This is a genomic window from Parasutterella secunda (assembly GCF_024733725.1).
Taxonomy (GTDB): Bacteria; Pseudomonadota; Gammaproteobacteria; order Burkholderiales; family Burkholderiaceae_F; genus Aphodousia; species Aphodousia faecalis.
Genome location: NZ_JANRHP010000003.1, coordinates 48298 through 71179, shown reverse-complemented (window position 1 = coordinate 71179; position 22882 = coordinate 48298). Strand labels below are relative to the sequence as shown.

Annotated in this window: 20 protein-coding genes and 4 tRNA genes; 16 read left to right on the top strand and 8 right to left on the bottom strand. The window is 49.6% G+C overall.

The genetic code is table 11. From position 1 onward, the window contains the following. Window positions 1-43: 43 nt before the first annotated feature. Window positions 44-1318 carry a serine/threonine transporter SstT gene (sstT, locus tag NW199_RS03850; RefSeq protein ID WP_258333671.1) on the top strand — a complete coding sequence of 425 codons (1275 nt, stop codon included), beginning with the start codon at window positions 44-46 and terminating at the stop codon, window positions 1316-1318. A gap of 51 nt (window positions 1319-1369) precedes the next feature. Here sstT and iadA read toward each other — a convergent pair whose 3' ends face one another. Further along, window positions 1370-2509, bottom strand: a complete 1140-nt coding sequence (gene iadA, locus NW199_RS03845) for a beta-aspartyl-peptidase (RefSeq protein ID WP_258333670.1) — start codon at window positions 2507-2509, stop codon at window positions 1370-1372. Between the two features lie 55 nt (window positions 2510-2564). On the opposite strand from iadA, the gene recQ reads away from it, so the two are divergent. Further along, the gene (gene recQ, locus NW199_RS03840; protein WP_309148112.1) at window positions 2565-4478 is read left to right on the top strand and encodes a DNA helicase RecQ; all 1914 of its coding nucleotides are present in this window, start codon (window positions 2565-2567) and stop codon (window positions 4476-4478) included. Window positions 4479-4517: 39 nt separating this feature from the next. On the opposite strand, the gene NW199_RS03835 is transcribed toward recQ, so the two are convergent. The 6 genes from NW199_RS03835 to folE2 form a co-directional block, all read right to left on the bottom strand. After that, window positions 4518-5294: an SDR family oxidoreductase gene (locus tag NW199_RS03835; RefSeq protein WP_249091782.1), complete on the bottom strand. Its 777-nt coding sequence runs from the start codon at window positions 5292-5294 to the stop codon at window positions 4518-4520. An 18-nt stretch (window positions 5295-5312) separates the two neighbouring features. Further along, on the bottom strand, window positions 5313-6692 hold the full coding sequence (locus tag NW199_RS03830) for a phosphomannomutase/phosphoglucomutase (RefSeq protein WP_258333669.1): 1380 nt from the start codon (window positions 6690-6692) through the stop codon (window positions 5313-5315). Between the two features lie 15 nt (window positions 6693-6707). Beyond that, entirely contained in the window at window positions 6708-7334 is a 627-nt protein-coding gene (locus NW199_RS03825) for a thiol:disulfide interchange protein DsbA/DsbL (RefSeq protein WP_258333668.1), read from the bottom strand. Next, on the bottom strand, window positions 7331-7876 hold the full coding sequence (locus NW199_RS03820; protein WP_258333667.1) for an SPOR domain-containing protein: 546 nt from the start codon (window positions 7874-7876) through the stop codon (window positions 7331-7333). The genes NW199_RS03825 and NW199_RS03820 overlap by 4 nt, the downstream gene beginning before the upstream one ends. Window positions 7877-7885: 9 nt before the next feature. Further along, on the bottom strand, window positions 7886-9604 hold the full coding sequence (argS, locus tag NW199_RS03815) for an arginine--tRNA ligase (protein ID WP_258333666.1): 1719 nt from the start codon (window positions 9602-9604) through the stop codon (window positions 7886-7888). 84 nt (window positions 9605-9688) lie between these two features. Continuing rightward, window positions 9689-10492 carry a GTP cyclohydrolase FolE2 gene (folE2, locus tag NW199_RS03810; RefSeq protein ID WP_258333665.1) on the bottom strand — a complete coding sequence of 268 codons (804 nt, stop codon included), beginning with the start codon at window positions 10490-10492 and terminating at the stop codon, window positions 9689-9691. A gap of 283 nt (window positions 10493-10775) precedes the next feature. On the opposite strand from folE2, the gene NW199_RS03805 reads away from it, so the two are divergent. Next, window positions 10776-11186: a hypothetical protein gene (locus NW199_RS03805; RefSeq protein WP_249091702.1), complete on the top strand. Its 411-nt coding sequence runs from the start codon at window positions 10776-10778 to the stop codon at window positions 11184-11186. A 5-nt stretch (window positions 11187-11191) separates the two neighbouring features. Here NW199_RS03805 and cls read toward each other — a convergent pair whose 3' ends face one another. After that, on the bottom strand, window positions 11192-12655 hold the full coding sequence (cls, locus tag NW199_RS03800; RefSeq protein WP_258333664.1) for a cardiolipin synthase: 1464 nt from the start codon (window positions 12653-12655) through the stop codon (window positions 11192-11194). Window positions 12656-12736: 81 nt separating this feature from the next. Here cls and NW199_RS03795 point away from each other — a divergent pair, with 81 nt between their 5' ends. The 13 genes from NW199_RS03795 to rpoB all read left to right on the top strand — a co-directional run bounded on the left by NW199_RS03795 (window position 12737) and on the right by rpoB (window position 22877). After that, entirely contained in the window at window positions 12737-13039 is a 303-nt protein-coding gene (locus NW199_RS03795) for a hypothetical protein (RefSeq protein WP_258333663.1), read from the top strand. 74 nt (window positions 13040-13113) lie between these two features. Then, window positions 13114-13199, top strand: a tRNA-Tyr gene (locus NW199_RS03790). Window positions 13200-13267: 68 nt separating this feature from the next. Then, a tRNA-Gly gene (locus tag NW199_RS03785) sits at window positions 13268-13341 on the top strand. A 25-nt stretch (window positions 13342-13366) separates the two neighbouring features. Further along, a tRNA-Thr gene (locus tag NW199_RS03780) sits at window positions 13367-13441 on the top strand. 67 nt (window positions 13442-13508) lie between these two features. Continuing rightward, window positions 13509-14699 (top strand): elongation factor Tu, encoded by a 1191-nt coding sequence (gene tuf / locus NW199_RS03775; RefSeq protein WP_249091705.1) that lies wholly within the window; start codon window positions 13509-13511, stop codon window positions 14697-14699. Window positions 14700-14746: 47 nt separating this feature from the next. Further along, window positions 14747-14822 (top strand) — tRNA-Trp (locus tag NW199_RS03770). A 128-nt stretch (window positions 14823-14950) separates the two neighbouring features. Further along, window positions 14951-15340: a preprotein translocase subunit SecE gene (gene secE, locus NW199_RS03765; RefSeq protein ID WP_258333662.1), complete on the top strand. Its 390-nt coding sequence runs from the start codon at window positions 14951-14953 to the stop codon at window positions 15338-15340. Between the two features lie 12 nt (window positions 15341-15352). Further along, the gene (gene nusG, locus NW199_RS03760) at window positions 15353-15916 is read left to right on the top strand and encodes a transcription termination/antitermination protein NusG (RefSeq protein ID WP_258333661.1); all 564 of its coding nucleotides are present in this window, start codon (window positions 15353-15355) and stop codon (window positions 15914-15916) included. 136 nt (window positions 15917-16052) lie between these two features. Continuing rightward, window positions 16053-16484 (top strand): 50S ribosomal protein L11, encoded by a 432-nt coding sequence (gene rplK / locus NW199_RS03755; protein WP_022472607.1) that lies wholly within the window; start codon window positions 16053-16055, stop codon window positions 16482-16484. A gap of 1 nt (window position 16485) precedes the next feature. Continuing rightward, on the top strand, window positions 16486-17181 hold the full coding sequence (gene rplA / locus NW199_RS03750; RefSeq protein WP_249091707.1) for a 50S ribosomal protein L1: 696 nt from the start codon (window positions 16486-16488) through the stop codon (window positions 17179-17181). 362 nt (window positions 17182-17543) lie between these two features. Further along, window positions 17544-18074: a 50S ribosomal protein L10 gene (gene rplJ / locus NW199_RS03745; protein WP_022472609.1), complete on the top strand. Its 531-nt coding sequence runs from the start codon at window positions 17544-17546 to the stop codon at window positions 18072-18074. A 42-nt stretch (window positions 18075-18116) separates the two neighbouring features. Beyond that, the gene (gene rplL / locus NW199_RS03740; RefSeq protein ID WP_022472610.1) at window positions 18117-18497 is read left to right on the top strand and encodes a 50S ribosomal protein L7/L12; all 381 of its coding nucleotides are present in this window, start codon (window positions 18117-18119) and stop codon (window positions 18495-18497) included. A gap of 282 nt (window positions 18498-18779) precedes the next feature. After that, the gene (rpoB, locus tag NW199_RS03735; RefSeq protein WP_258333660.1) at window positions 18780-22877 is read left to right on the top strand and encodes a DNA-directed RNA polymerase subunit beta; all 4098 of its coding nucleotides are present in this window, start codon (window positions 18780-18782) and stop codon (window positions 22875-22877) included. Window positions 22878-22882: the final 5 nt, after the last annotated feature.

Below are 22882 nucleotides of genomic sequence, written 5' to 3'. Positions count from 1 at the left end.
TTATGGTACTCATTCCGTTTTAATTTGTAGGGTGGATGTACTTATGGCCCGTCATTCGTTAAAGCGCTTTGCGATGCCTTTTTTGCAGGCTTCGCTTGTTAAGCAGATTCTGATTGGTTTGATTCTTGGGATAGCTTTGGCTTATTTAGCCCCCGAGGTTGCCAAGGCCAGTGCTTTTTTGGGTTCACTTTTTATTTCTGCCTTAAAAGCCGTTGCTCCGCTTTTGGTTTTTGTGTTGGTGATGTCGGCGATCGCCAACCAAGATATAGAAACAAAAGCCCATATCAAACCGGTGTTGGTTCTTTATCTTTTGGGAACGTTTGGGGCGGCATTGATTGCTGTGAGCGTGAGTTTCATGTTCCCGACAACCATTCATTTGACAGGAACCGAAGCGAACACCGCCACGCCCGGTGGTCTGCTTGATGTGATTCACAACCTGCTCTTAAGTGTTGTCGACAATCCTGTCAGCGCATTAAGTAACGGTAACTACATGGCGATTCTAGCCTGGGCGGCGGGGCTTGGCGCGGCTATGAGACATGCCTCTGACTCATCGCGTGAATTCATGGCGGATCTATCGCGTGGGGTGGAATTTGTTGTTCGTGTCGTTATCCGTTTCGCTCCGATCGGTATTTTTGGATTGGTCGCCAACACCGTGGCCAGTACAGGCATTGAGACATTGGCAGGCTACGTGCAGGTTCTCCTGGTTTTGATTGGCAGTATGATCTTTGTCGCGCTGGTTCTTAATCCTTTTTTGGTTTGGCTTTATATTCGACGCAATCCTTATCCGCTGACATTGGCCACATTAAGGGAAAGCGGAGTGACGGCCTTTTTCACCCGTTCATCGGCTGCCAACATTCCGGTGAACATGGGCATGTGCCGTCGTCTGAACCTGGATAGTGGAACGTATTCCATCACTATTCCATTGGGCGCCACGATCAATATGGCCGGCGCCGCGATTACCATCACGGTCTTAACACTTGCGGCGGCCAATAGTCTGAATATTGAGACTAGTTTCGGGACGGCGATTTTGTTAAGCGTTGTCGCTTCGGTTTGTGCGTGCGGCGCATCGGGTGTACCGGGAGGCTCCTTAATGTTGATTCCTCTGGCATGCGGCTTATTCGGTATTGACAATGCCTTGGCAATGCAGGTGGTGGCCGTAGGCTTTATTATTGGCGTATTGCAGGATTCGGCCGAAACGGCTCTGAACTCTTCCTCAGACGTTCTTTTTACAGCGGCGGCTTGCTTGCGTGCTGAGCGAATTGAACAAGAACGCGACCGCAGAGAGCAGGAAATTAATGAGCAAATCAGACGGTCGTAATTGATTAATATAGAAAAAAGGGTGGTTCGAATTTGAACCACCCTTTTTTAATTAGGCTTCAAAGTTGGCCAATTTCACACTCTTGCCGTCCTTGACCCAAGTAGTGCCACGGGCAATGACTGTGTCGATATCAAGCGATTCGGTAAGCACGCAGAGATTGGCTTTCATTCCGACAGCTAACCGAGCTTCCTTCACACCCAGAGAATCAGCGACGTTAGAGGTCGTCATCATCAAAGCCGTTTCAAAATCGATTCCTGCCGCAACCATTTCCTTGAGCATTTGATGGTTGGCGTTAACAGGGGCGGCAACAATAGCCACCATGATGCCGTTTTCAAACTTCGGCATAGAGCCGTTGCCGTCAGAACTCATCGTGATGCGGGAGCGATCCACGCCGGCTTTCAAGGTGCGTTCAACGCATTCGACAAACGGGTAGTAGTTGCCGCCGCCCGAGGTGATATCGATTACGCCGCCTTTCTTCGCAAATTCGATAGCTTGTTCGAACAACTTCGGTTCGCGGCCCGTGTGAGTCGGCGAGAAGTGGTGACGGGGTAGACCGCGAGCAATGATGCGTTCAAATTGCTCATAAGCTCCGCCGTAATCACCTAAGTGAACGTGCAGCACGCCCTTTTTGCCTGAGAGCATACCGCCCATGCGAACGTCAGCAACAAGCTTGAGCATTTCGTCATCATTGGGGAAGGAGCAGCGATGGTCAGCTAAAGCGAGCTTTACGCCGAGAACCGGTTCAATGCAGATGATGTCTTTGCGAGGATTGCCCGTGATGGTGGGAGAGGGGAATTGATAAGAACCCGTGTGCATATAAGCCGTCAGGCCTTCTTGACGCAATCCCATGACCTTGGCGTAAAGTTCTTCGGGGAATTTCGTTGTCCCTTCCGTACCCATCACGCCACAAACAGTCGTGATACCAGCGCGCAAGAGCTGAGAGGGCATGACAGGAGGAACGCGGGTAGCAAAACCGCCTTCGCCGCCACCACCGGTCAAGTGAACATGCTGATCGAAAAAGCCCGGAGTGACCGTGGCGCCTTCGACATCGATAACTTGAACTTCACCCGGCAGACGGATGCCGTCAAGACTATCTTCAATTGCGGCAATGGTTTCGCCGCAAATCAAAATGTCTTTTTTACCGACGGGAGCCGGCGTAAAAACGTTGGCGTTTTTGATAATCGTAAACATGATAACGTCCCTTTGAAAAAATTTAGCACGCAACCCCACCCGACGGATGCGGAAAATGCGCGCCCGCTACCGTGAGTATATCAATTCAAAAGGCTGCTTCGCCTGTATACTGTCGCGTATTGTGAAAGAGAAGATGATGACAGCAGAAGAAATACTGAAGCGCTACTTCGGCTATGAGATGTTTCGCGGTTTCCAAAAAGAAGTTATTGATACCGTGATGCAGGGCCGGGATGCTTTGGTGCTGATGCCGACGGGCGGCGGAAAAAGTATTTGCTATCAAGTGCCCGCGCTACTTATGGATGGGGTGACCGTTGTGATTTCACCTCTCATTGCGCTCATGAAGGATCAGGTGGACATGTTGCGCGATGTGGGCATTTGCGCGGCCGCATTAAATTCCACTTTGACAGCAGAGGAAGCCCGAACGGTTTACAGAGATTTAGAGTCTGGGAAAATCAAACTTTTGTACATTGCTCCTGAACGGTTACTTAAACCGCTTACTTTGGAGTTGCTTTCACGACTGTCGGTTAGCCTTTTCGCTGTTGATGAGGCGCATTGCATATCGGTCTGGGGGCATGATTTCAGACCTGAGTACCAAGCACTGGATTGCTTAAAAGAGCTTTTCCCCCATGTACCACGAATGGCTTTGACGGCCACAGCCGACGAGCAGACCCGCTCCGAGATTGTTTCACGTCTGCTTTCTAATCCTCGCTCCTTTGTGGCAAGTTTTGACCGTCCCAATATTCGCTACAGAATGTATGAGAAGGGCAAAGGCTACCTGGACCAAATTACTCAATTTATTCTCGGCGAGCATATGCACGAATCAGGCATCGTTTATTGCGCCACCCGCAATAAAGCCGAGGCTGTGGCGGGATACTTGAAGAAAAATGGAATAGACGCGTTAATTTATCACGCCGGGATGGAAAACGAAGAGCGGGAAGCCAACCAAAGTGCCTTTTTTGACAGACCCTGCGTGATGGTTGCCACCATCGCGTTCGGGATGGGTATTGATAAGCCGGATGTGCGCTTTATCATCCACGTGGATATGCCCAAATCCATTGAGAACTTCTTTCAGGAAACCGGGCGCGCGGGACGTGACGGAAAACCCGCAGAGTCGGTTTTGTATTATGGCTTAGAAGATTTGGTACAGCAGCGCTTTTTTATCGATAAAAGCGAAGCCGATCCCATGTATAAGCAAGTTTCTTTACATAAACTCGACAGTATGTTGGGACTGGCCGAATCTGCTGGATGCAGACGCATCCAGCTGCTTGCTTATTTTGGGGAGAAACTAAATAAGCCATGCGGCAATTGTGACAACTGCGAAAATCCTCCTTTGACTCGTGACGCTACGAAGGATGCCCAAAAATTATTGTCTTGTATTTATCGATGTTCAAAGACAAATGGTTTGGGATTCGGTGCTTCTCACGTTATCAAAGTATTGCGTGGCGAGGTCAGTGACAAAATTTTTGAAAAGCGTCACGATGAATTGAGTACCTTCGGGATCGGTCGTGATCATACGATGAAATATTGGCGGAGAATACTCAGGCAGCTCATCGCTAAACACTATGTCAATGTGAACTACAGGGTCTATAACGTGCTGACCGTCAGCGACCGAGCCCGAACGCTTTTGCACGGACAGGAAAAGTTCTTGGTTCGGGTGGAAGGCGACAAGCAGCTTTTGTCTCGAAAAGTCATCGATCACGATGATTTGGATGATGCTGAACAAAGACTATTCGGTAAGCTTCGCGAGTGGCGCAAAACGTGTGCCAATCAAAATGCGGTAGCGGCCTATAACGTATTTCCGGACTCAACCCTTATTCAAATCGCTCGTCGCAAGCCGCGACAGCCGCATCATTTGGCAGGTATAAGCGGTATTGGTGAGAAGCGCATTGAACGCTACGGGCAGGCTGTCTGCGAGGTTGTCAGTCTCTGGTATTCAGAAGAAAAAGCAAAAGATAATCCCCATATATAAAAATTGCCCGGGTATGAACCCGGGCGAATTATCTGGCCGTTAGGCCCGATGGATTTCAGAGTTGCGAGGCTTTTGCTTTCTGTTTCCAAAGATTTTGTCAAAAAGCGGATTAGGCAGAATTCTCAGAAGTTTCGCCACAAGACCCATTTGCCAGGGAATGGTGGCATAGCTTCGTCCGCCCAAAATGGCGTTGGCGGCTCGCTTAGCAAATTCTTCAGGCGTGAGAATAAACGGCATCGGGTAGGGATTGACGTCCGTTAACGGCGTTTTAACAAATCCCGGGCTGATGGTTGTCACTTGGATGCCGTACTTCTTCATTTCAACTCGCAAGCTCTCGCAGTAAGTGATAACGGCCGATTTGCTTGAGCAATAGGCTTCTGTGCCGGGCATTCCACGGATGCCGCCCACACTGCCGATACCGACCAAAGTACCATGCTTGCGTTGCATCATGGGTTCAATGAAAGCGTGGAATGTGCTGGCCATCGCAAACACATTGGTTGCATAAACCTTTTCCATTACTTCCAGGTCTTCAAAGTATTGGGTTTTCACCCCAACGCTGATACCGGCATTGGCGATCACGATGTCGGCGCCGCCGACCGTCGAATCAAATTGGCGGGCTAATTCAATCAGTTTCAGGCGATCGGTGACATCACAGGCGTAGCTGTGATGGCGTTCGCTGTTGGGAAGCGTTTTGATCAGCTCATCTAGCGCCTCTTGACGTCGAGCCATCAAACCTAATGTTGCGCCCCGCGAGGCGAATTCGCGAGCGAGCGCCGCTCCGATTCCGCTGGAGGCGCCTGTAATAAAGACATTCATCGACATGATTCATCCGCCTTAAAAGGGCAATACAACTGAAGGATAAATTTCTTTAATGGCATTGCCGAATCGCGTTTTAATTCGTTCAAGCGCTTCGGGCGTGTCCCCTTCTAAGCGAAGGACAACGACCGGCGTCGTGTTTGACGAACGCGCAAGAGCAAAACCGTCTTCCCATTCCACTCGGATGCCGTCAATCGTAATCACATCGGTTGCATCATCAAAATGCAGTTCTTTTTGCAGTTTCTCGACAAACTGTTTGTTTTCTCCTTCCTGCATCTCAATATGCAATTCAGGCGTATTGACCGCGGTGGGAAGAGCTTCAAGAACGCCCGAGGGATTGCTTGTGCGAGACAGAATTTCCAACATGCGAGCGCCGGCATAAAGGCCGTCGTCAAAGCCCGGCCAACGCTGGTCATTAAAGAACAGGTGTCCGCTCATCTCACCGGCAAAGGGGGCCTGTGTTTCTTTGAGTTTGGCTTTTACCAGCGAGTGGCCCGTGCGGCAAATCGTCGGGATGCCACCGTGCTCCTTAATCCAGGGAACAAGGCGTCGAGTGCATTTGACATCATAAATAATCGGCGCACCGGGATTGTGTTTGAGGATATCGGCGGCAAAAAGCATCATTTGACGGTCCGGGTAGATGATTTGACCGGATTTTGTCACCACACCCAAGCGGTCTCCGTCACCATCAAATGCCAAACCCAATTCCACATCCGTTGTTTTTACCGTTTCAATCAAATCGACCAGATTGGCAGGCTTTGACGGATCCGGATGGTGATTGGGGAAGTGACCGTCAATTTCAGCGTATAAGGGAGTCACTTCGCAGCCCAGGCGTTTGAAAAGTTCCAACGCTGTCGGACCGGTGACGCCGTTGCCGCAATCAATGGCGACTTTCATCGGACGGGCCAGTTTAACGTCGCCCAAAATCTTTTCAAGGTAAGGAGTCAGAACATCGATTTCTTCAATCTTTCCTTTTGTTTCGGAGACCGAAATTCCTTTTTCAATTCGCTCGCGCAAAGCCTGAATGCCATCGCCGTAAAGCGTTTCTTTACCCATCATCATCTTTAAGCCGTTGTATTCAGGTGGGTTATGGCTTCCCGTTACGGCAACACCGGAACCGGTTTTTGTGAGCACTGTCGCAAAATAGAGAACCGGAGTAGGCGTCATGCCGATTGACTTGACATGGATGCCCATGTCCGTAATACCTTCCATGAGTGCGCGGGAGAGTTTGGGGCCTGAAAGACGACCGTCGCGGCCGACGCACATCGTGTCAACATTTTTTTCTTTGGCTAGGGCGCCCAATGCCTGACCGATTGCCCGAGCAGCCTCTTCGGTTAATGTTTTATCCACTACGCCGCGGATGTCATAGGCTTTAAAAATGGAAGAATCAATTTGCATGATGATAGGCCTTGATTAATGTTTTTGACGCGCTTGACGTTCGTGACGAACAAGCCAATTAAGCACTTCAATGGTTTTTTGTCTGGAGCCGGCCATGTGAGGAGCTGTCAAATATTTTCCGGCCACGGCGACATAAGGGGTGGCATCCAAACGATAGTTCTGCCAAGTTTGAAGCGCTTGTTGTGTTTTCATTGTAACCGTGAATGAATTGTATGCAGCATTCCATTCGTTCAGATTCACCTTATGAGACTGAAGCCAACTTTGCAGATCGGCCTCACTGGTGATGATTCCGCCGAGAATATCCTGCCAAAAGGCTGGATGAAGATCTTCTAAGCGGTCAAGTGCTTCAAATGTGTAGTAGATTCGAGAGAGAAATTGGGTGGCTGGTTCCCAAGCGACAGGAACCCGACGAACGCTTACATCGGCCGGAAGTTTTTTCATCCAGTCTTCAAGCAGCGGTGCCAGGTGCTGGCAATGAGCACAAGTGTAAGCGAAAAAATCGATGACTTCGATTGAATCAGAAGTGGAACTGACGGAAGGGGAGACCACTCGGTAGTCTTTACCTTCGACGGCATTAAAAGCCAACGCCTGTGCTCCGATAAATGTCAGGGCACAGGCCGTTATGAAATGGGAAAATCTCATTTGTTCTTGATTACCATGGCATCGAAACCGTTGGACGTCAGGCGTTGCTGCAGTTCATTGGCTTCTCTGGCCGTATCAAAAGGACCGAGGAAAACGCGATAAAGCGTGATGCCGGCGTCCGTTGATTTAACCACATCGGCTTCAAGAGCAATGAAAGCCAATTCGGTTCGAATTTTTTCTGCGTCTTTTGCGTTGCGGAAAGCACCCGCTTGAATACTGTAACTTTCACCGGTGCTTTGTTCGGCGGCATTGACAGGTTCATCTGCACGTTGGTGGGCAGTAGGCGCTTCAACCGTCTTAATGGCAGATAACGCATCGTCAGCCGGGGTGCCTCGAGTGCCGGAGTCGTACAAAGCCGCATTAGGGTCTTTGCCGTCAAGGGCGACGGCATCCACAGGTGTTGACTGCTTTTGCACTTTTTCCACAAAGGGAATCGGAGCATTCGTGATAAATAAAGCCAGGGCGGCGCAGGCTATACAGCCTACCAATACACCCAACATGGCACCGAGCCAAAAAGAACCTTTTTTTTGATTGGCAGCCATAAAAATTCCTTACATTTTTTCCGGAGCGCTGACGCCCAGAAGATCCAAGCCATTTCGTAGCACCTGACGGGCTGCGAGTAAAAGCGCCAAGCGGGCGTTGCGAACAGCCTCATCTTCAACAAGAACTCTCTCGGCATTGTAGAAGGCGTGGAAATCTCCAGCCAGATCTTTGAGGTAGAAACAAAGCGTGTGCGGAGCACATTCCTTGGCAGCCACCGAGAGCGTTTCCGGGAATTCGCTAATGCGTGCAATAAGCGCCTGAGCATTCTTATCGGACAGCGCCGACAGATCCATTTCGGCAATAGCCTCTTGCGTCGGAATGCTGAAGCCCTTTTCTTTTGCTTGCGCAAAGACCGAGCAAATTCTGGCGTGGGCGTACTGGAGGTAGTACACAGGGTTCTCATCCGATTGAGACAAAGCCAAATCGATATCGAAGACAAATTCACTGTCAGCTTTGCGACTGACGAGGAAAAAGCGAGCAGCGTCCTTGCCGACCCAGTTAACGAGATCGCGCAACGTAACATATGTACCCGAGCGCTTGCTCATCTTGACTTCTTCACCATTTTTGATGACTTTGAGCATCTTGTGCAACACATAGACGGGGAAGACTTTCGGAACATTTAAGCCCAACTGCTGACCGGCTACTTGAACGCCGATTCGTACGCGGGCTGTGGTTCCGTGGTGGTCCGACCCCTGAATGTCAACGGCCTTGACAAAGCCACGTTCAAACTTGCTCAAATGGTAGGCGACGTCAGGCACGAAATAGGTGTAATGACCATCTTGCTTGCGCATGACACGATCTTTGTCGTCACCGAATTCTTTGAAATCAGTTGTGCGCAGCCACAATGCACCGTCTTGCTCATAGGTATGGCCTGAAGCAATAAGCGCGTTGACAGCGCGTTCAACCAAGCCGTCGGAGTACAAAGAACTTTCCAAGTAGAAATTGTCGAAAGACACACCCAATGCATTCAAGTCGCTGTCTTGTTCGTTCTTAAGGTAACCGACGGAAAAAGCCCGGATACTATCAACGTCTTCAACATTGCCGCTGGCGGTGATTTCCTGACCATCACGGGTACGGATCGTTTTTTTATCCAAGAAATCCTTGGCGATGTCTTTAATGTAAAGACCTTGATAGCCGTTTTCGGGGAAAGTGATTGTTTCGCCCAATAATTCCTTAATGCGCAGACGAACCGACTCGGTTAAGGTTTGGATTTGAACGCCGGCATCGTTGTAGTAAAACTCTCGGCAAACATTCCATCCTTGAGTTCTCATTAAGTTGGATAGAACGTCACCCAAAGCCCCCTGTCTGGCATGGCCAAGGTGCAGAGGTCCTGTCGGATTAGCAGAAACATATTCAATAAGAATGCTTTCGCCGGCATGATCTTTATTTTTGCCAAAGTCGCTGCCCAGCCGGAGCACTTCACGAATTGCAAAGGTCTTAGCCTGCTGGCTCAAACGCATGTTAATGAAACCGGGGCCGGCAATTTCAAAACTTTCAATCAGCTCTTTTGATTGAGGAAGCGATTGGATTCTCTCAATGAGTTCAGTGGCAATGGCACGAGGGTTCTTTTTTAATTGGCGAGCCAGTTGCATAGCGACATTGCAGGCCAAATCGCCATGAGCGGCCACCTTAGGACGCTCAAGCAGAATCTGAGCATTGTCTACGCCCATTGAGACGAGCGCGTCATTGAAGAGCGAAAGAATCGCATTTTTTTGTTCATTTAACATGGTATTCGATCGAGCAATAACAAAAATATTCAGTACAAAACCCCTCTCCCACACTTGAGGCGGGAAAAGGTTTCATAGAATCAATCAATCCATTGAGCCCTTGGTAATTTGAGCGTAGGCAGAATGGTTGTGGATTGATTCGAAATTTTCAGCCTGCACGCGATAGGCCTCAACATTGCTGTCTTTATTGAGCGCAACGGCAACGTCACGAACGAGATCCTCAACAAATTTCGGATTTTCGTAAGCACTTTCCGTGACATATTTTTCGTCGACTCGCTTTAACCGGCTCCACAATTCGCAAGACGCACTTTCTTCGGCGTAACGGATTTGCTGTTCAAGCGACAAGTTTCCTTTTAAGCGAGCCGAAATCGTGACGTGAGAGCGCTGATTATGAGCGCCATAGGCAGAAATTTCTTTACTGCAGGGGCAAAGGCTTGTCACCGGGACCGTAACGGTTTGGGTTACCCAATTCACACCGTCTTTACTTTCCACTTTATAGTGCACACGGTAATTCATCAGGCTTTCCAAATGGGAAACCGGAGCATTCTTTTTCACAAAGAACGGGAACTCAAAATCGATACGACCGGCGTCTGATTCCAACGTCTTCAGCATGTCTTCGATGAGTTCAACAAGCGTGTCCCGACACAATGGCTTGGCGTGCGACTCTAGTAAGCCGAGAAACCTCGACATATGGGTGCCCTTGTGTTCGGCCGGCAGCGCAACGTACATGCCAATCTGGGCAACGGTGGGCTGAACGCCATTTGCGCTGGAGACTGTAACCGGCAGTTCAATCCCGCGCACACCGACATATTCGATGGCAATGTTGCGAGGATCCATACTCGACTGAACATCGGGCAGGTTGTTGTTAGATAAATTTTTCGTATTCATGATTGGCGTAATTGTCGCTAAAAACAGGAAATTTTGCGAACCTTTTGTGACGAAAAATGAAAAAAACGAAAGGATGCGGCTAAAAATTGTTTCTAAGTGTTTTCACCAATATGTTTAGACTGAGAAAAATATTGGGGTTAATGATCGGATTTCAAGGACTTTTTAACTCACATAAGAGAAGACTTGTAAAAAATGGACACTATTTCCCTCGCAAAGTTTTTTCAATACCTTTAAATTGTAAAGGCGTAATGAAATCAACAAAAAATAAGGAAATATAAGAAGGATGCCCATATACATCTATCGTGGCGGTTCTCCAAACCCGCAACCTCAAAACCCGTTGGTTCGATTTTTAGTCAGTGCGGCTATTTTGGCGGTTATTATCGGATTAGGTGTTTTGTTGTTGCCGGTTATCGGTGCGATTGCTTTACTGATTTTAGGTTTTATCGCACTTTTGGTTATCGGAGGTCTGATTTATCGCTGGATCTATGGTAATCCCATCGACAATTACTACCGCAAGCAAAGAGAACAAAGAGAGGGAGTGAGGATAAATCCGGACGCAGCTCCCGATCAGCAACCTCTCAGAGAAGCGCAAGAGCGTCAGTCACAGGGCAGAAAAATGCGTTTTCGCAGCCGTGATCAAGTTGTAGAAGACGCCGTTGTTGTAGAAGAACGCAAACGTTCCGATTCACAATAAAGTGGTTACAGAAGGGGTGAGAGCAAATAACTCGCCCCTTCTTTCATGCGTACAAAAACGGACCGTTTGTACCACTGAAATAGGTTGATTTCTGATGAAGATTCCGCATAACTGGCGTTCAAGGCGGATACCTTTTGACTGAAGCCCTTATCAAAAACTAAAAGCATCAGTTCGTAATTCAGATGCATGCTACGCATATCCATATTGACGGTTCCGAAAAGGGATAATTCCCCATCAATGGTTACACTTTTGGTATGCAACATGCCTTTTTCGTAAAGTTTGATGTGAACGCCGGATTTCAGTAGCTCGTCAAAATAGCGTTGAGCCGCATAGTTGACCATAATGGAGTCGCTTTTTCTGGGTAGGATGAGTGTAACCTGGACACCCTTTAAAGCCGCGTTTTGCAAAGCTAGTGCCAATGCTTCACCGGGAATGAAGTAAGGGCTGACAATTTCGATGGATTTCTTAGCCTGATGAATAGCCTCAATGATCAGTCGTTGATTGGCATCATTAGTTGTTCCGGGGCCGGAAGGGACAATCATGACCGTTGCTTGGTCAGGCATGTCAAATTCAACAACCGCACTATTTTTGAACTCTGGAAAGGTAATTTCGGAGTCGGTCAGAACCTTCCAGTCGAAATGGATAAGGTGATAGAGACTGGAAACAATCTCTCCCTTAGCGCGAACCATTGCGTCAACCCATTGTCCGACATTGGCATTTCGTTTGAAGTAGTGGGGATCTGCCATATTAAGGCTGCCACTATAGGCGATTTTTTGGTCAATGATGGCAATCTTCCGATGCAGACGAATGTCTGCACGACAAAGCAAAGCGCTGAAAAGCGAAACAGGCAGGGCACTTTCAAGATGAATGCCTTCGTAGCGGAACATGCGTGCCCAATCACTGGATAAAAAACGGGAAGAGCCGATGGCGTCAACGAGAACATAACACTGCACACCTCGTCGTGCAGCTCTTATGAGAGCCGCAGAAACATCATCGGCTTTGCCCCCGACATCCCAAATGTAAAACTCCATTGTGATAAGCTCTTTAGCGTTATCAATATCATTAACCAATAACGTCAGTGTCTCTTCGGAATCATCTAACAGTCGCAGGGAAGATTTTTTTGTCAACGGAAACTTGCCTAAGCGGGTCGCTAGCTTTGAAATGTTTCGATAATTTTCAGGAGCCATGGCTTCCGTATGCATGATATGGCGAAAAATTTGCCTGCGTTTGCGCATCTCGCGACGCAATTTTCTGGCATGCCATCGGCCAAGGGTGCGTTCTCCGAACAATAAATAAAGAATAAAGCCGAAGTATGGAACAATGGTTGTGAGTAAAATCCATGCAAAAGAGCTTCCCGGCGGGTGTCGGGTAAGCATGACGCGCAAAATCACGCCGATGGTCAAGGTAAGCTGAAGCAAAACAGCCGCAAGGCCGACAAGATTGATTGGTTCGGAAAAAGAAAAATTCATACGCACATCCAAATCTCGGCAAAGTGTAGCGCGTGAAAGCGGGAAAAATCTATAAAAACTATGAAGAAAACGACTTTTGAAATGCTTCTGATTGGTTTGTCCGCCCCGATGGCTGGAATCGGGATGGGTATGCTGATGAATGGTTCCATCGGAGGCGCCTTTATGTTGTTAGGCGCATCGATGAAATTGGTGGTGGCCTATTTCAGGACTCCGAAAGACCTTTTTGATTGGGATAACTTCGGCGGAACATTCGAAGATTTCAAAGATCGGATGGAAAAAATTCAAAATGAATTGGACAATGAAAAACCGCTATTGGGCTGGTTATCTGATTTGGCAACATACATGATGTTGGGTGGGCTCTTTGCTTTGTTACTGGTCGAATAAATCGCGTATCAAAGATTTTTTTCAAAATAGCTTGACATTTATTTTAAAACCCTACATAATGCCACTCTCGCTACGGAGGGGTGCCCGAGTGGCTAAAGGGGGCAGACTGTAAATCTGTTGGCTTACGCCTACGATGGTTCGAATCCATCCCCCTCCACCAAGCGATCGCTCGCTTATACTGTAGCGAAACCAGGATTGCAGGCGGGAGTGGAAACTCTCTCGACGCAGGCGGGTGTAGCTCAATGGTAGAGCAGAAGCCTTCCAAGCTTACGACGAGGGTTCGATTCCCTTCACCCGCTCCACAGTTCGTGGACAGTCCCAAATTCAGCCCATGTGGCTCAGTGGTAGAGCACTCCCTTGGTAAGGGAGAGGTCACGCGTTCGATCCGCGTCATGGGCACCAGTTTTCTATCAGTCTCGAATAGATCGGGGCTTTATAACATTCACAAATAAAAGTTCAGGAGTTCGCCATGGCAAAAGGCAAGTTTGAACGCACCAAGCCCCACGTGAACGTGGGCACGATCGGTCACGTCGACCATGGTAAGACGACGTTGACGGCAGCAATCACGACGGTATTGGCCGCCAAGTTCGGTGGTGAAGCCCGTGCATATGACCAAATTGACGCGGCTCCGGAAGAAAAGGCCCGTGGTATTACGATTAACACGGCCCACGTTGAATACGAAACGGAACATCGTCACTATGCCCACGTTGACTGCCCGGGGCACGCTGACTATGTGAAGAACATGATCACGGGTGCTGCTCAGATGGACGGTGCAATCTTGGTGGTTTCTGCTGCTGACGGTCCGATGCCGCAAACGCGTGAACACATCTTGTTGGCTCGCCAAGTGGGCGTTCCGTACATCATTGTGTACTTGAACAAGTGCGACATGGTGGACGACGCTGAATTGCTCGAACTCGTGGAAATGGAAGTTCGCGACTTGTTGAGCAACTACAACTTCCCTGGCGACGAAATTCCGATCGTGAAGGGTTCTGCCAAGTTGGCTTTGGAAGGCGACCAATCTGAAATTGGTGTTCCCTCCATCTTGAAGTTGGCTGAAACGATGGACAGCTACATCCCGACGCCGGTGCGTGACGTTGACCATCCGTTCTTGATGCCTGTTGAAGACGTGTTCTCGATCTCCGGTCGTGGCACGGTGGTGACGGGTCGTGTGGAACGCGGTGTGTTGAAGGTTGGCGACGAAATTGAAATCGTCGGTATCCGTCCGACGCAAAAGACGACCTGCACGGGTGTTGAAATGTTCCGTAAGTTGCTCGACCAAGGTCAAGCCGGTGACAACATTGGTGTGTTGTTGCGTGGTACGAAGCGTGAAGAAGTGGAACGTGGTCAAGTGTTGGCTAAGCCGGGCACGATCACGCCGCACACGAAGTTCACGGCTGAAGTGTACGTTTTGAGCAAGGACGAAGGTGGTCGTCACACGCCGTTCTTCAAGGGCTATCGTCCGCAATTCTACTTCCGCACGACGGACGTGACGGGTACGATTGAATTGCCGGAAGGCGTCGAAATGGTGATGCCTGGTGATAACATCACGATGACGGTTCAATTGATCAGCCCGATCGCCATGAACGAAGGCTTGCGTTTCGCTGTTCGTGAAGGTGGTCGTACGGTTGGCGCCGGTGTGGTGGCCAAGATCATCGAATAATCTCGGATTCAAGAGAGTCGTTAATATGACGGCTCTTAAGAAGGGTTAGGGGTATAGCTCAATTGGCAGAGCGACGGTCTCCAAAACCGTAGGTTGAGGGTTCGATTCCTTCTGCCCCTGCCACCCAAGATATAGTGCAAGCAAGCCGCGGTCAGAAGATCGCGGCTTGGTGTTGTTGGAAACGCTCTTTTTTTGACATTAAATTTGGCGAAATCGCTGTTGTTGATAACGAGGGTTCGCCTAAAGAAATTATGAGTACACAAAACGCAAAACCTGAAGAAAAAACATCTGGCTCGGACATGGCTCTGGTGTCGTTGGCGGTTATTCTGGCGTTGGCCGGCGTCTGCGGCTTTAGCTTCTTGAGCGACCAAACCTTACTGGTTCGTTTGGGCGTGTTGATCGGTGGCTTGGTTTTCGCCGTGGTGGTTGCATGGTTTAGCCCTTCGGGCAAACGTTTCATTGTTTATGGTCGCGAATCGTATGACGAATTGCGTCGCGTTGTGTGGCCGACACGTAAAGAAACGTTGAACTCTACCGGTATGGTCATTGCGTTTGTTGTCGTCGTCGCGGTATTTTTGTTCTTGGTCGATATGATCGTTGAATGGGGCTTGTACGACGTTTTGTTGAAGCTCAGCCTTTAATGGAGTCTGCGTATGACTGAAATGCAAGAACAACAACAGGTTGCTGCACCGAAGATGCGCTGGTATGTTGTGCACGTTTATTCCGGCATGGAAAAGAGTGTGCAAAGAGCGCTGACAGAAAGAATCGGTCGTTGCGCATTCCCTGAACAGTTCGGCGAAGTTTTGGTTCCGACTGAAGAAGTGGTCGAAACCCGCAATAACCGCCGCTATGTGACCGAACGCCGTATGTATGCCGGCTATGTGTTGGTGCATATGGTTATGAATGACGACACATGGCACTTGGTTAAGAATACGCCTCGTGTAACCGGCTTCTTGGGCGGCAATCGTCCGGCAGCTCTTGCCGATCACGAAATCGCTGCGATTCTTCAAACTCAAGAAGCTACCGCTGAAAAACCGCGTCCCAAGATTAGTTTTGAAGTTGGTGAAACCGTTCGTCTTAAAGAGGGCGCCTTTGCCGATTTCAATGGTCGCATCGAAGAAGTGGATTACGATCGCAGCCGCCTGCGTGTCACGGTTGAAATTTTTGGTCGTGAAACACCTGTGGACATTTCGTTTAGCGGCGTAGAAAAAATTTAATTTTCGCGTGGTTATGACAAGAATTTGCTTTTTGAGAAATTCGGTGGCATAATCGCGCTCTTTCTTGTTAAACAAACACTAGGGAGCCTGAGCAGAGAGATCTGTAAAGGCGCTAGAACCTAAAAGGAAACCTCAAATGGCTAAGAAGATTGTCGGCTATATTAAGCTGCAAGTTCCCGCCGGCAAGGCTAACCCCTCGCCCCCAATCGGTCCCGCTCTCGGTCAGCGCGGTCTTAACATCATGGAATTCTGTAAGGCTTTCAACGCCCGTACGCAAGGTGTTGAACCCGGTTTGCCGATTCCTGTGGTGATCACCGCTTATGCTGATAAGAGCTTCACCTTCATTATGAAGACCCCTCCGGCCACGATTTTGATCAAGAAGGCCGCTAAGATTCAGAAGGGTTCTTCTCGTCCGCATACGGACAAGGTGGGTAAGATTACTCGCGCTCAAGCCGAAGAAATCGCCAAGACGAAGATGCCGGATTTGACGGCTGCTGATATGGATGCTGCTGTCCGCACGATCGCCGGTAGCGCTCGTTCCATGGGCATCACTGTGGAGGGACTGTAATATGGCTAAGATCACCAAGCGTATGAAAGCCGCTCAGTCCAAGGTTGAAGCGCAAAAGTTTTACGCCGTTGCTGATGCTTTGGCATTGGTTAAGGAAACGGCTAGCGCCAAGTTCGACGAATCCGTCGACGTGGCTATTCAATTGGGTATTGACCCCCGTAAGTCCGACCAAGCTGTTCGTGGCGCCGCTGTGTTGCCCGAAGGCACGGGTAAGACGGTTCGCGTGGCTGTGTTTGCTCAAGGTGCTAAGGCTGATGAAGCTAAGGCTGCCGGAGCTGACGTGGTCGGTTTTGATGATTTGGCCGCTACTGTTAAGGCCGGTCAACTTGACTTTGACGTTGTGATCGCTTCTCCGGACGCCATGCGTATCGTGGGTCAATTGGGTAAGATTTTAGGCCCGCGCGGCTTGATGCCGAACCCGAAGGTGGGTACGGTTACGCCGAACGTGGCTGAAGCTGTTAAGAACGCTAAGGCTGGTCAAGTGCAATTCCGCGCTGATAAGGCCGGTATTATTCACGCCTCCATCGGTCGTGCTTCCTTTGAAGCTGCTCGCTTGGAAACGAACTTGAAGGCGTTGATCGATGCGTTGGTCAAGGCTAAGCCCGCCTCCTCCAAGGGTCAGTACCTCCGTAAGGTTTCTGTCTCTTCTACGATGGGTGTTGGCGTTCGCGTTGACGTTTCAACTGTTGTTGCTTAATAACATTTACCCGTGAGTCCGATTTAGTCATCGGGCTCACAAAAAGAGGTCGTGAGGCCTCGAGGGCTTTGGGTGGGAAGTTTACTTCCCGCTGTCAAAGACCGCTGGAAACAAAAGTTTCGGCGTTTGGACGGCTGAAAAAGTTAGAACCTCGAAACAATTGTTTTAATTGTCTTGTGAAAGAGTCGGTGATCGTCAAAAACCGACTGACTGACAAGATGTCCAGCGCAGACGGCTACCGAAGAGAGAAAATTTCGTTTGATCGTGCCGCTTGGCATGGCAGGCGAGACTCTCGGAGAGTTGCCGGTTATTTGTAAACCGGTGCCGAAAGTAATTTCGGTACCTCTGAGTGGAGCCAGACCGTGGGTCTTAATCGTCAAGATAAAGCGGCAGTTATCGAAGAAGTGAGCGGCATTGTTGCCAACGCTGGTTCGATCGTTATTGCCGAATACCGTGGGCTGAGCGTTCAAGCGGTCACTCAATTGCGTGCTAACGCCCGCAAGGAAGGTGTCCAACTGCGCGTGCTTAAAAACACTCTTGTGCGTCGTGCCGTTGCCGGTACTCCGTTCGAAGGTTTGTCCGACCAATTCGTCGGTCCCCTCGTTTACGGTTTTTCCGCTGATCCGGTCGCCGCTGCTAAGGTGTTAGTCTCCTTTGCCAAGAAAAACGACAAGCTCATTGTCAAGGGCGGTGCGATGCCGAACAACGTCTTGGACGTTGCTGGTGTTGAACAACTCGCCACGATGCCGAGCCGCGAAGAATTGTTGGCTAAGTTGATGGCTACGATGAACGAACCGATCGCTAAGTTCGTTCGCACGCTCAATGAAGTGCCTGCGCGCATGGTGCGCACAGTTGCCGCTGTTCGCGATGCTAAGGAAAAGGCTGCTGCCTAACCTAATTTTTAATTAACAAACGAAATTTATTGGAGTCATAAAATGGCCCTTACGAAAGAAGAAATCCTCGACGCAATTGCGTCCATGACCGTTCTCGAAGTTTCCGAACTCATCAAGATGATGGAAGAAAAGTTCGGTGTTTCCGCTGCCGCTGCTGCTGTTGCAGTTGCTGCTCCTGCTGCTGGTGGTGCTGCCGCCGCTGCTGAAGAAAAGACGGAATTCGACGTCGTTCTCGCTGAAGTTGGTTCTAACAAGATCGCCGTTATTAAGGCTGTTCGCGAATTGACCGGCTTGGGCTTGAAGGAAGCCAAGGACATGGTTGAAGGCGCTCCGAAGGCTGTTAAGGAAGGCTTGCCGAAGGCTGATGCTGAAGAAGCCAAGAAGAAGTTGGAAGCCGCTGGCGCCAAGGTCGAACTCAAGTAATTCTTGCTGTTCTGCTGAAATTCGGGCAATATTTGAAAAGATGTTGCCCGAAAAAGTCCTTCTGTTGGAGGACTTTGAACTGAGTCTCTTTTAGTTGATAAGAATTCAGTTCTAAGTCTTCTGAGTGAGCAGCAAAAATTCGATTGACTGAAAATTTACCATCCGAAACGCCGCTCGGGTATTGAATAGATACCTGGGGCGGCTTTTGGCGTCTTTCTTTTTTGTTTTCTTACTTAGGCTGAAATCGTTTTTTTCATCAATCTCACGTCGAACGGAGTGTCCATGTCGTACTCGTTCACTGAAAAGAAGCGCATTCGAAAGAGTTTTGCGACTCGTCCGAGTGTTCTCGCAGTGCCTTCCTTGTTGGAAATGCAACTTCGGTCTTATTCCGAATTTTTGCAAGCCGATGTTGCTTCCGCAGACCGCAATCCGAATTTTGGTTTGCAATCTGCTTTTACGTCTATTTTCCCGATCTCCAGTCACAACGGTTTAGCTCGTTTGGTTTTTGAGAGCTATTCGCTCGACGAGCCCGTTTTTGATGTTGCCGAATGCCAATTGCGCGGTTTGACTTATTCAAGCCGTTTGCGTGCTCGCATTCGTTTGGAAATTATCGATCGTGACGATCCTGCCAAGAGCCGGATCAAAGAAATCCGTGAAAATGATGTCTATATGGGTGAAATTCCGTTAATGACGGAAAAAGCCTCCTTCATCATCAACGGTTCTGAGCGTGTGATTGTCAGCCAGTTGCACCGTTCGCCTGGTTTGTTCTTTGAACATGACAAGGGCAAGACGCACAGCTCTGGCAAGTTGCTTTTCTCCGCTCGTATGATTCCGTACCGCGGTTCTTGGCTTGATTTTGAATTTGACGCAAAGGATCTCGTCTACTTCCGTGTTGACCGTCGTCGTAAGATGCCGGTGACGATTTTGCTCAAGGCTTTGGGCATGAATGCGGAACAGATTCTTGAAACGTTCTTCGAATTCGACACCTTTAAGCTCGGTGCTCGCAGTGCCTCTATGACGCTCGTGCCGGAACGCTTGAAGGGTGAAGTGGCTCGTTTTGATATCGTAGGCCGTGACGGTGAAGTGATTGTCGCCAAGGACAAACGCATCACGGCTCGTCATATCCGTCAAATGGCTGATATGAAGACGGTTTCTGTCAACGATGATTTCTTGATCGGTCGTGTGTTGGCCAAAGACATCATTGATGGCGAAACCGGTGAAGTGTTGGCAGCCGCTAACGACGAAATTACCGAAGAATTGTTGGCCAAGTTGCGTGAAGCCAAGATCAAGGGCTTCCAAACAATCTATACCAACGAATTGGATCAAGGTAGCTTTATCTCTGATACGTTGCGTATTGATGAAACGCCGGATCAAATGTCTGCCCGCGTGGCCATTTACCGCATGATGCGTCCGGGTGAACCGCCCACAGAGGAAGCGGTTGAAATGTTGATGAATCGCTTGTTCTTCTCTGAAGAAACGTACGATTTGTCCCGCGTTGGCCGTATGAAGGTCAATGCCCGTTTGGCTCGTCCGACAGCAGAAGGTCCGGGTACGCTCACGCATGAAGACATTGTCGATACGGTCAAAGTATTGGTCGAATTGCGCAATGGTCGCGGTGAAGTCGATGATATCGACCACTTGGGCAACCGTCGTGTGCGTTGCGTGGGTGAGTTGGCTGAAAATCAATTCCGCTCCGGTTTGGTGAGAGTGGAACGTGCTGTGCGTGAGCGTTTGGCTCAAGCCGAGTCTGACAATTTAACGCCGCAAGATTTGATCAACAGCAAGCCGATTTCCGCCGCCATTCGTGAATTCTTTGGCTCGAGCCAATTGAGCCAGTTCATGGATCAAACCAACCCGTTGTCTGAAATTACCCACAAGCGTCGTATTTCCGCTTTGGGTCCCGGTGGTTTAACTCGTGAACGCGCCGGCTTCGAAGTCCGCGACGTGCACCCGACTCACTACGGTCGTTTGTGCCCGATTGAAACGCCTGAAGGTCCGAACATCGGTTTGATTAACTCGTTAGCTTTGTATGCTCGCTTGAATGAATACGGCTTCTTGGAAACGCCGTATCGTAAGGTGATTGACTGCAAGGTGACCGATCAAATTGATTACCTCTCCGCTATTGAAGAAGGTAAGTACGTCATCTGTCAGGCTAACTCCGAGTTGGATGACGAAGGCCGCTTGACCCAAGAATTGGTGAGCGCCCGTGAAAACGGTGAAACCGTGATGGTTAGCCCGGAACGCGTTCAATACATGGACGTCTCTCCGTTGCAGGTCGTTTCTGCCGCCGCTTCCTTGATTCCGTTCTTGGAACACGATGACGCCAACCGTGCTTTGATGGGTTCTAACATGCAACGTCAAGGCGTTCCGTGCTTGCGCCCGGAAAAACCGGTTGTCGGTACGGGTGTGGAACGTACGGTGGCTGTGGACTCCAAGACGGCTGTCCAAGCCAAGCGTGGCGGTGTCGTTGACTATGTTGATGCCAACCGTGTGGTGATTCGCGTCAATGACGATGAAAACATTCCGGGCGAAGTGGGTGTTGACATTTATAACCTGCAGAAGTTCACGCGTTCCAACCAAAGCACGAACATTAACCAACGTCCGATTGTCTCCCGCGGAGACGTTGTGGCTCGCGGTGATGTTTTGGCCGACGGCGCTTCCACCGACATGGGTGAATTGGCATTGGGTCAAAACCTGTTGGTGGCCTTCATGCCTTGGAACGGTTACAACTACGAAGACTCTGTTTTGATCAGTGAAAAGGTGGTGGCCGATGACCGCTATACCTCTATTCACATTGAAGAGCTCTCCGTGGTGGCTCGTGATACGAAGTTGGGCGCCGAAGAAATTACGCGCGACATTTCCAACTTGTCCGAAAACCAATTAGCCCGTTTGGACGAATGCGGTATTGTGCAAATCGGCGCTGAAGTTAAGGCCGGTGACGTACTCGTCGGTAAGGTGACGCCGAAGGGCGAAACGCAATTGACGCCTGAAGAAAAACTCTTGCGAGTGATCTTCGGTGAAAAGGCAAGTGACGTTAAGGATACGTCTTTGCGTGTTCCGTCCGGTATGACCGGAACGGTAATTGACGTTCAAGTCTTTACGCGTGAAGGCGTTGAACGCGACGCTCGTGCTAACTCCATTATTGACGAATCGCTCAAGCGCTATCGTCAGGATTTGGATGAAAAACTGCGCATTGTAGAAGGTGACGGTTTTGCCCGTTTGGCTCGCCAACTTGAAGGCAAGAAGGCCGAAGGCGGTCCGAAGGGTCTCAAGAAGGGTGTCCTCACCAAGGAATATTTGGAAAGCTTGAAGGGCTTTGAAATCTTTGATCTGCGTATGGTCGATGAAGCTGATCAGAAGTTGCTCGAAGATATGCGTGCTCAACTCGATGACAAACGCCACGAATTTGATCGTGCGTTTGAAATCAAGCGCAAGAAGCTGACCCAAGGCGATGAGTTGCCCCCGGGCGTGCTCAAGATGGTGAAGGTCTACATCGCTGAAAAACGTCGCCTGCAACCGGGTGACAAGATGGCTGGTCGTCACGGTAACAAGGGTGTGGTCTCCAAGATTTGCCCGGTGGAAGATATGCCGTACATGGCTGACGGTCGTCCCGCCGACGTCGCTCTTAACCCGTTGGGCGTGCCCTCTCGTATGAATATCGGTCAGGTGCTCGAAGTGCACTTAGGCTGGGCTGCCAAGGGCTTGGGCTGGCGCATCGGTGAAATGATCAAGAGCTGCCAAGTGGCTCAAATGCGCGCCTTCTTGGAAAAGATCTACAACGAAACGGGCAAGAAGGAAGATTTGAATAGCTTGACGGATGAAGAAATCATGCGTTTGGCCGAAAATCTCCAAAACGGTGTGCCGTTTGCTACGCCAGTGTTCGATGGCGCCAGTGAAGAACAAATCGGCAAGATGCTCGATTTGGCCTTCCCTGAAGATGTTGCTAAGCGCCTGCAGTTGACGCCGTCTAAGACGCAATGCACGCTCTATGATGGCCGCACCGGCGAAGCATTTGATCGTCCCGTCACGGTGGGTTACATGCACTACTTGAAGTTGCACCACTTGGTTGATGACAAGATGCACGCTCGTTCTACGGGTCCGTATTCGTTGGTTACGCAGCAACCGTTGGGTGGTAAGGCTCAATTCGGTGGTCAACGCTTCGGTGAAATGGAAGTGTGGGCTCTGGAAGCTTACGGTGCCTCTTACGTGTTGCAAGAAATGCTGACGGTGAAGTCTGACGATGTGAACGGCCGTACGAAGGTTTACGAAAACATCGTTAAGGGCGAACACGTTCTCGAAGCCGGTATGCCGGAATCGTTCAACGTGTTGGTGAAGGAAATCCGGTCGTTGGGTATTGACATCGACCTCGAACGTAATTAAGGACA

Excerpts from the sequence above, each read along its gene's own strand:
- sstT (WP_258333671.1), top strand. The coding sequence starts at position 44 with ATGGCCCGTCATTCGTTAAAGCGCTTTGCGATGCCTTTTTTGCAGGCT.
- iadA (WP_258333670.1), bottom strand. The coding sequence starts at position 2,509 with ATGTTTACGATTATCAAAAACGCCAACGTTTTTACGCCGGCTCCCGTC.
- recQ (WP_309148112.1), top strand. The coding sequence starts at position 2,565 with ATGCGCGCCCGCTACCGTGAGTATATCAATTCAAAAGGCTGCTTCGCC.
- NW199_RS03835 (WP_249091782.1), bottom strand. The coding sequence starts at position 5,294 with ATGAATGTCTTTATTACAGGCGCCTCCAGCGGAATCGGAGCGGCGCTC.
- NW199_RS03830 (WP_258333669.1), bottom strand. The coding sequence starts at position 6,692 with ATGCAAATTGATTCTTCCATTTTTAAAGCCTATGACATCCGCGGCGTA.
- NW199_RS03825 (WP_258333668.1), bottom strand. The coding sequence starts at position 7,334 with ATGAGATTTTCCCATTTCATAACGGCCTGTGCCCTGACATTTATCGGA.
- NW199_RS03820 (WP_258333667.1), bottom strand. The coding sequence starts at position 7,876 with ATGGCTGCCAATCAAAAAAAAGGTTCTTTTTGGCTCGGTGCCATGTTG.
- argS (WP_258333666.1), bottom strand. The coding sequence starts at position 9,604 with ATGTTAAATGAACAAAAAAATGCGATTCTTTCGCTCTTCAATGACGCG.
- folE2 (WP_258333665.1), bottom strand. The coding sequence starts at position 10,492 with ATGAATACGAAAAATTTATCTAACAACAACCTGCCCGATGTTCAGTCG.
- NW199_RS03805 (WP_249091702.1), top strand. The coding sequence starts at position 10,776 with ATGCCCATATACATCTATCGTGGCGGTTCTCCAAACCCGCAACCTCAA.
- cls (WP_258333664.1), bottom strand. The coding sequence starts at position 12,655 with ATGAATTTTTCTTTTTCCGAACCAATCAATCTTGTCGGCCTTGCGGCT.
- NW199_RS03795 (WP_258333663.1), top strand. The coding sequence starts at position 12,737 with ATGCTTCTGATTGGTTTGTCCGCCCCGATGGCTGGAATCGGGATGGGT.
- tuf (WP_249091705.1), top strand. The coding sequence starts at position 13,509 with ATGGCAAAAGGCAAGTTTGAACGCACCAAGCCCCACGTGAACGTGGGC.
- secE (WP_258333662.1), top strand. The coding sequence starts at position 14,951 with ATGAGTACACAAAACGCAAAACCTGAAGAAAAAACATCTGGCTCGGAC.
- nusG (WP_258333661.1), top strand. The coding sequence starts at position 15,353 with ATGACTGAAATGCAAGAACAACAACAGGTTGCTGCACCGAAGATGCGC.
- rplK (WP_022472607.1), top strand. The coding sequence starts at position 16,053 with ATGGCTAAGAAGATTGTCGGCTATATTAAGCTGCAAGTTCCCGCCGGC.
- rplA (WP_249091707.1), top strand. The coding sequence starts at position 16,486 with ATGGCTAAGATCACCAAGCGTATGAAAGCCGCTCAGTCCAAGGTTGAA.
- rplL (WP_022472610.1), top strand. The coding sequence starts at position 18,117 with ATGGCCCTTACGAAAGAAGAAATCCTCGACGCAATTGCGTCCATGACC.
- rpoB (WP_258333660.1), top strand. The coding sequence starts at position 18,780 with ATGTCGTACTCGTTCACTGAAAAGAAGCGCATTCGAAAGAGTTTTGCG.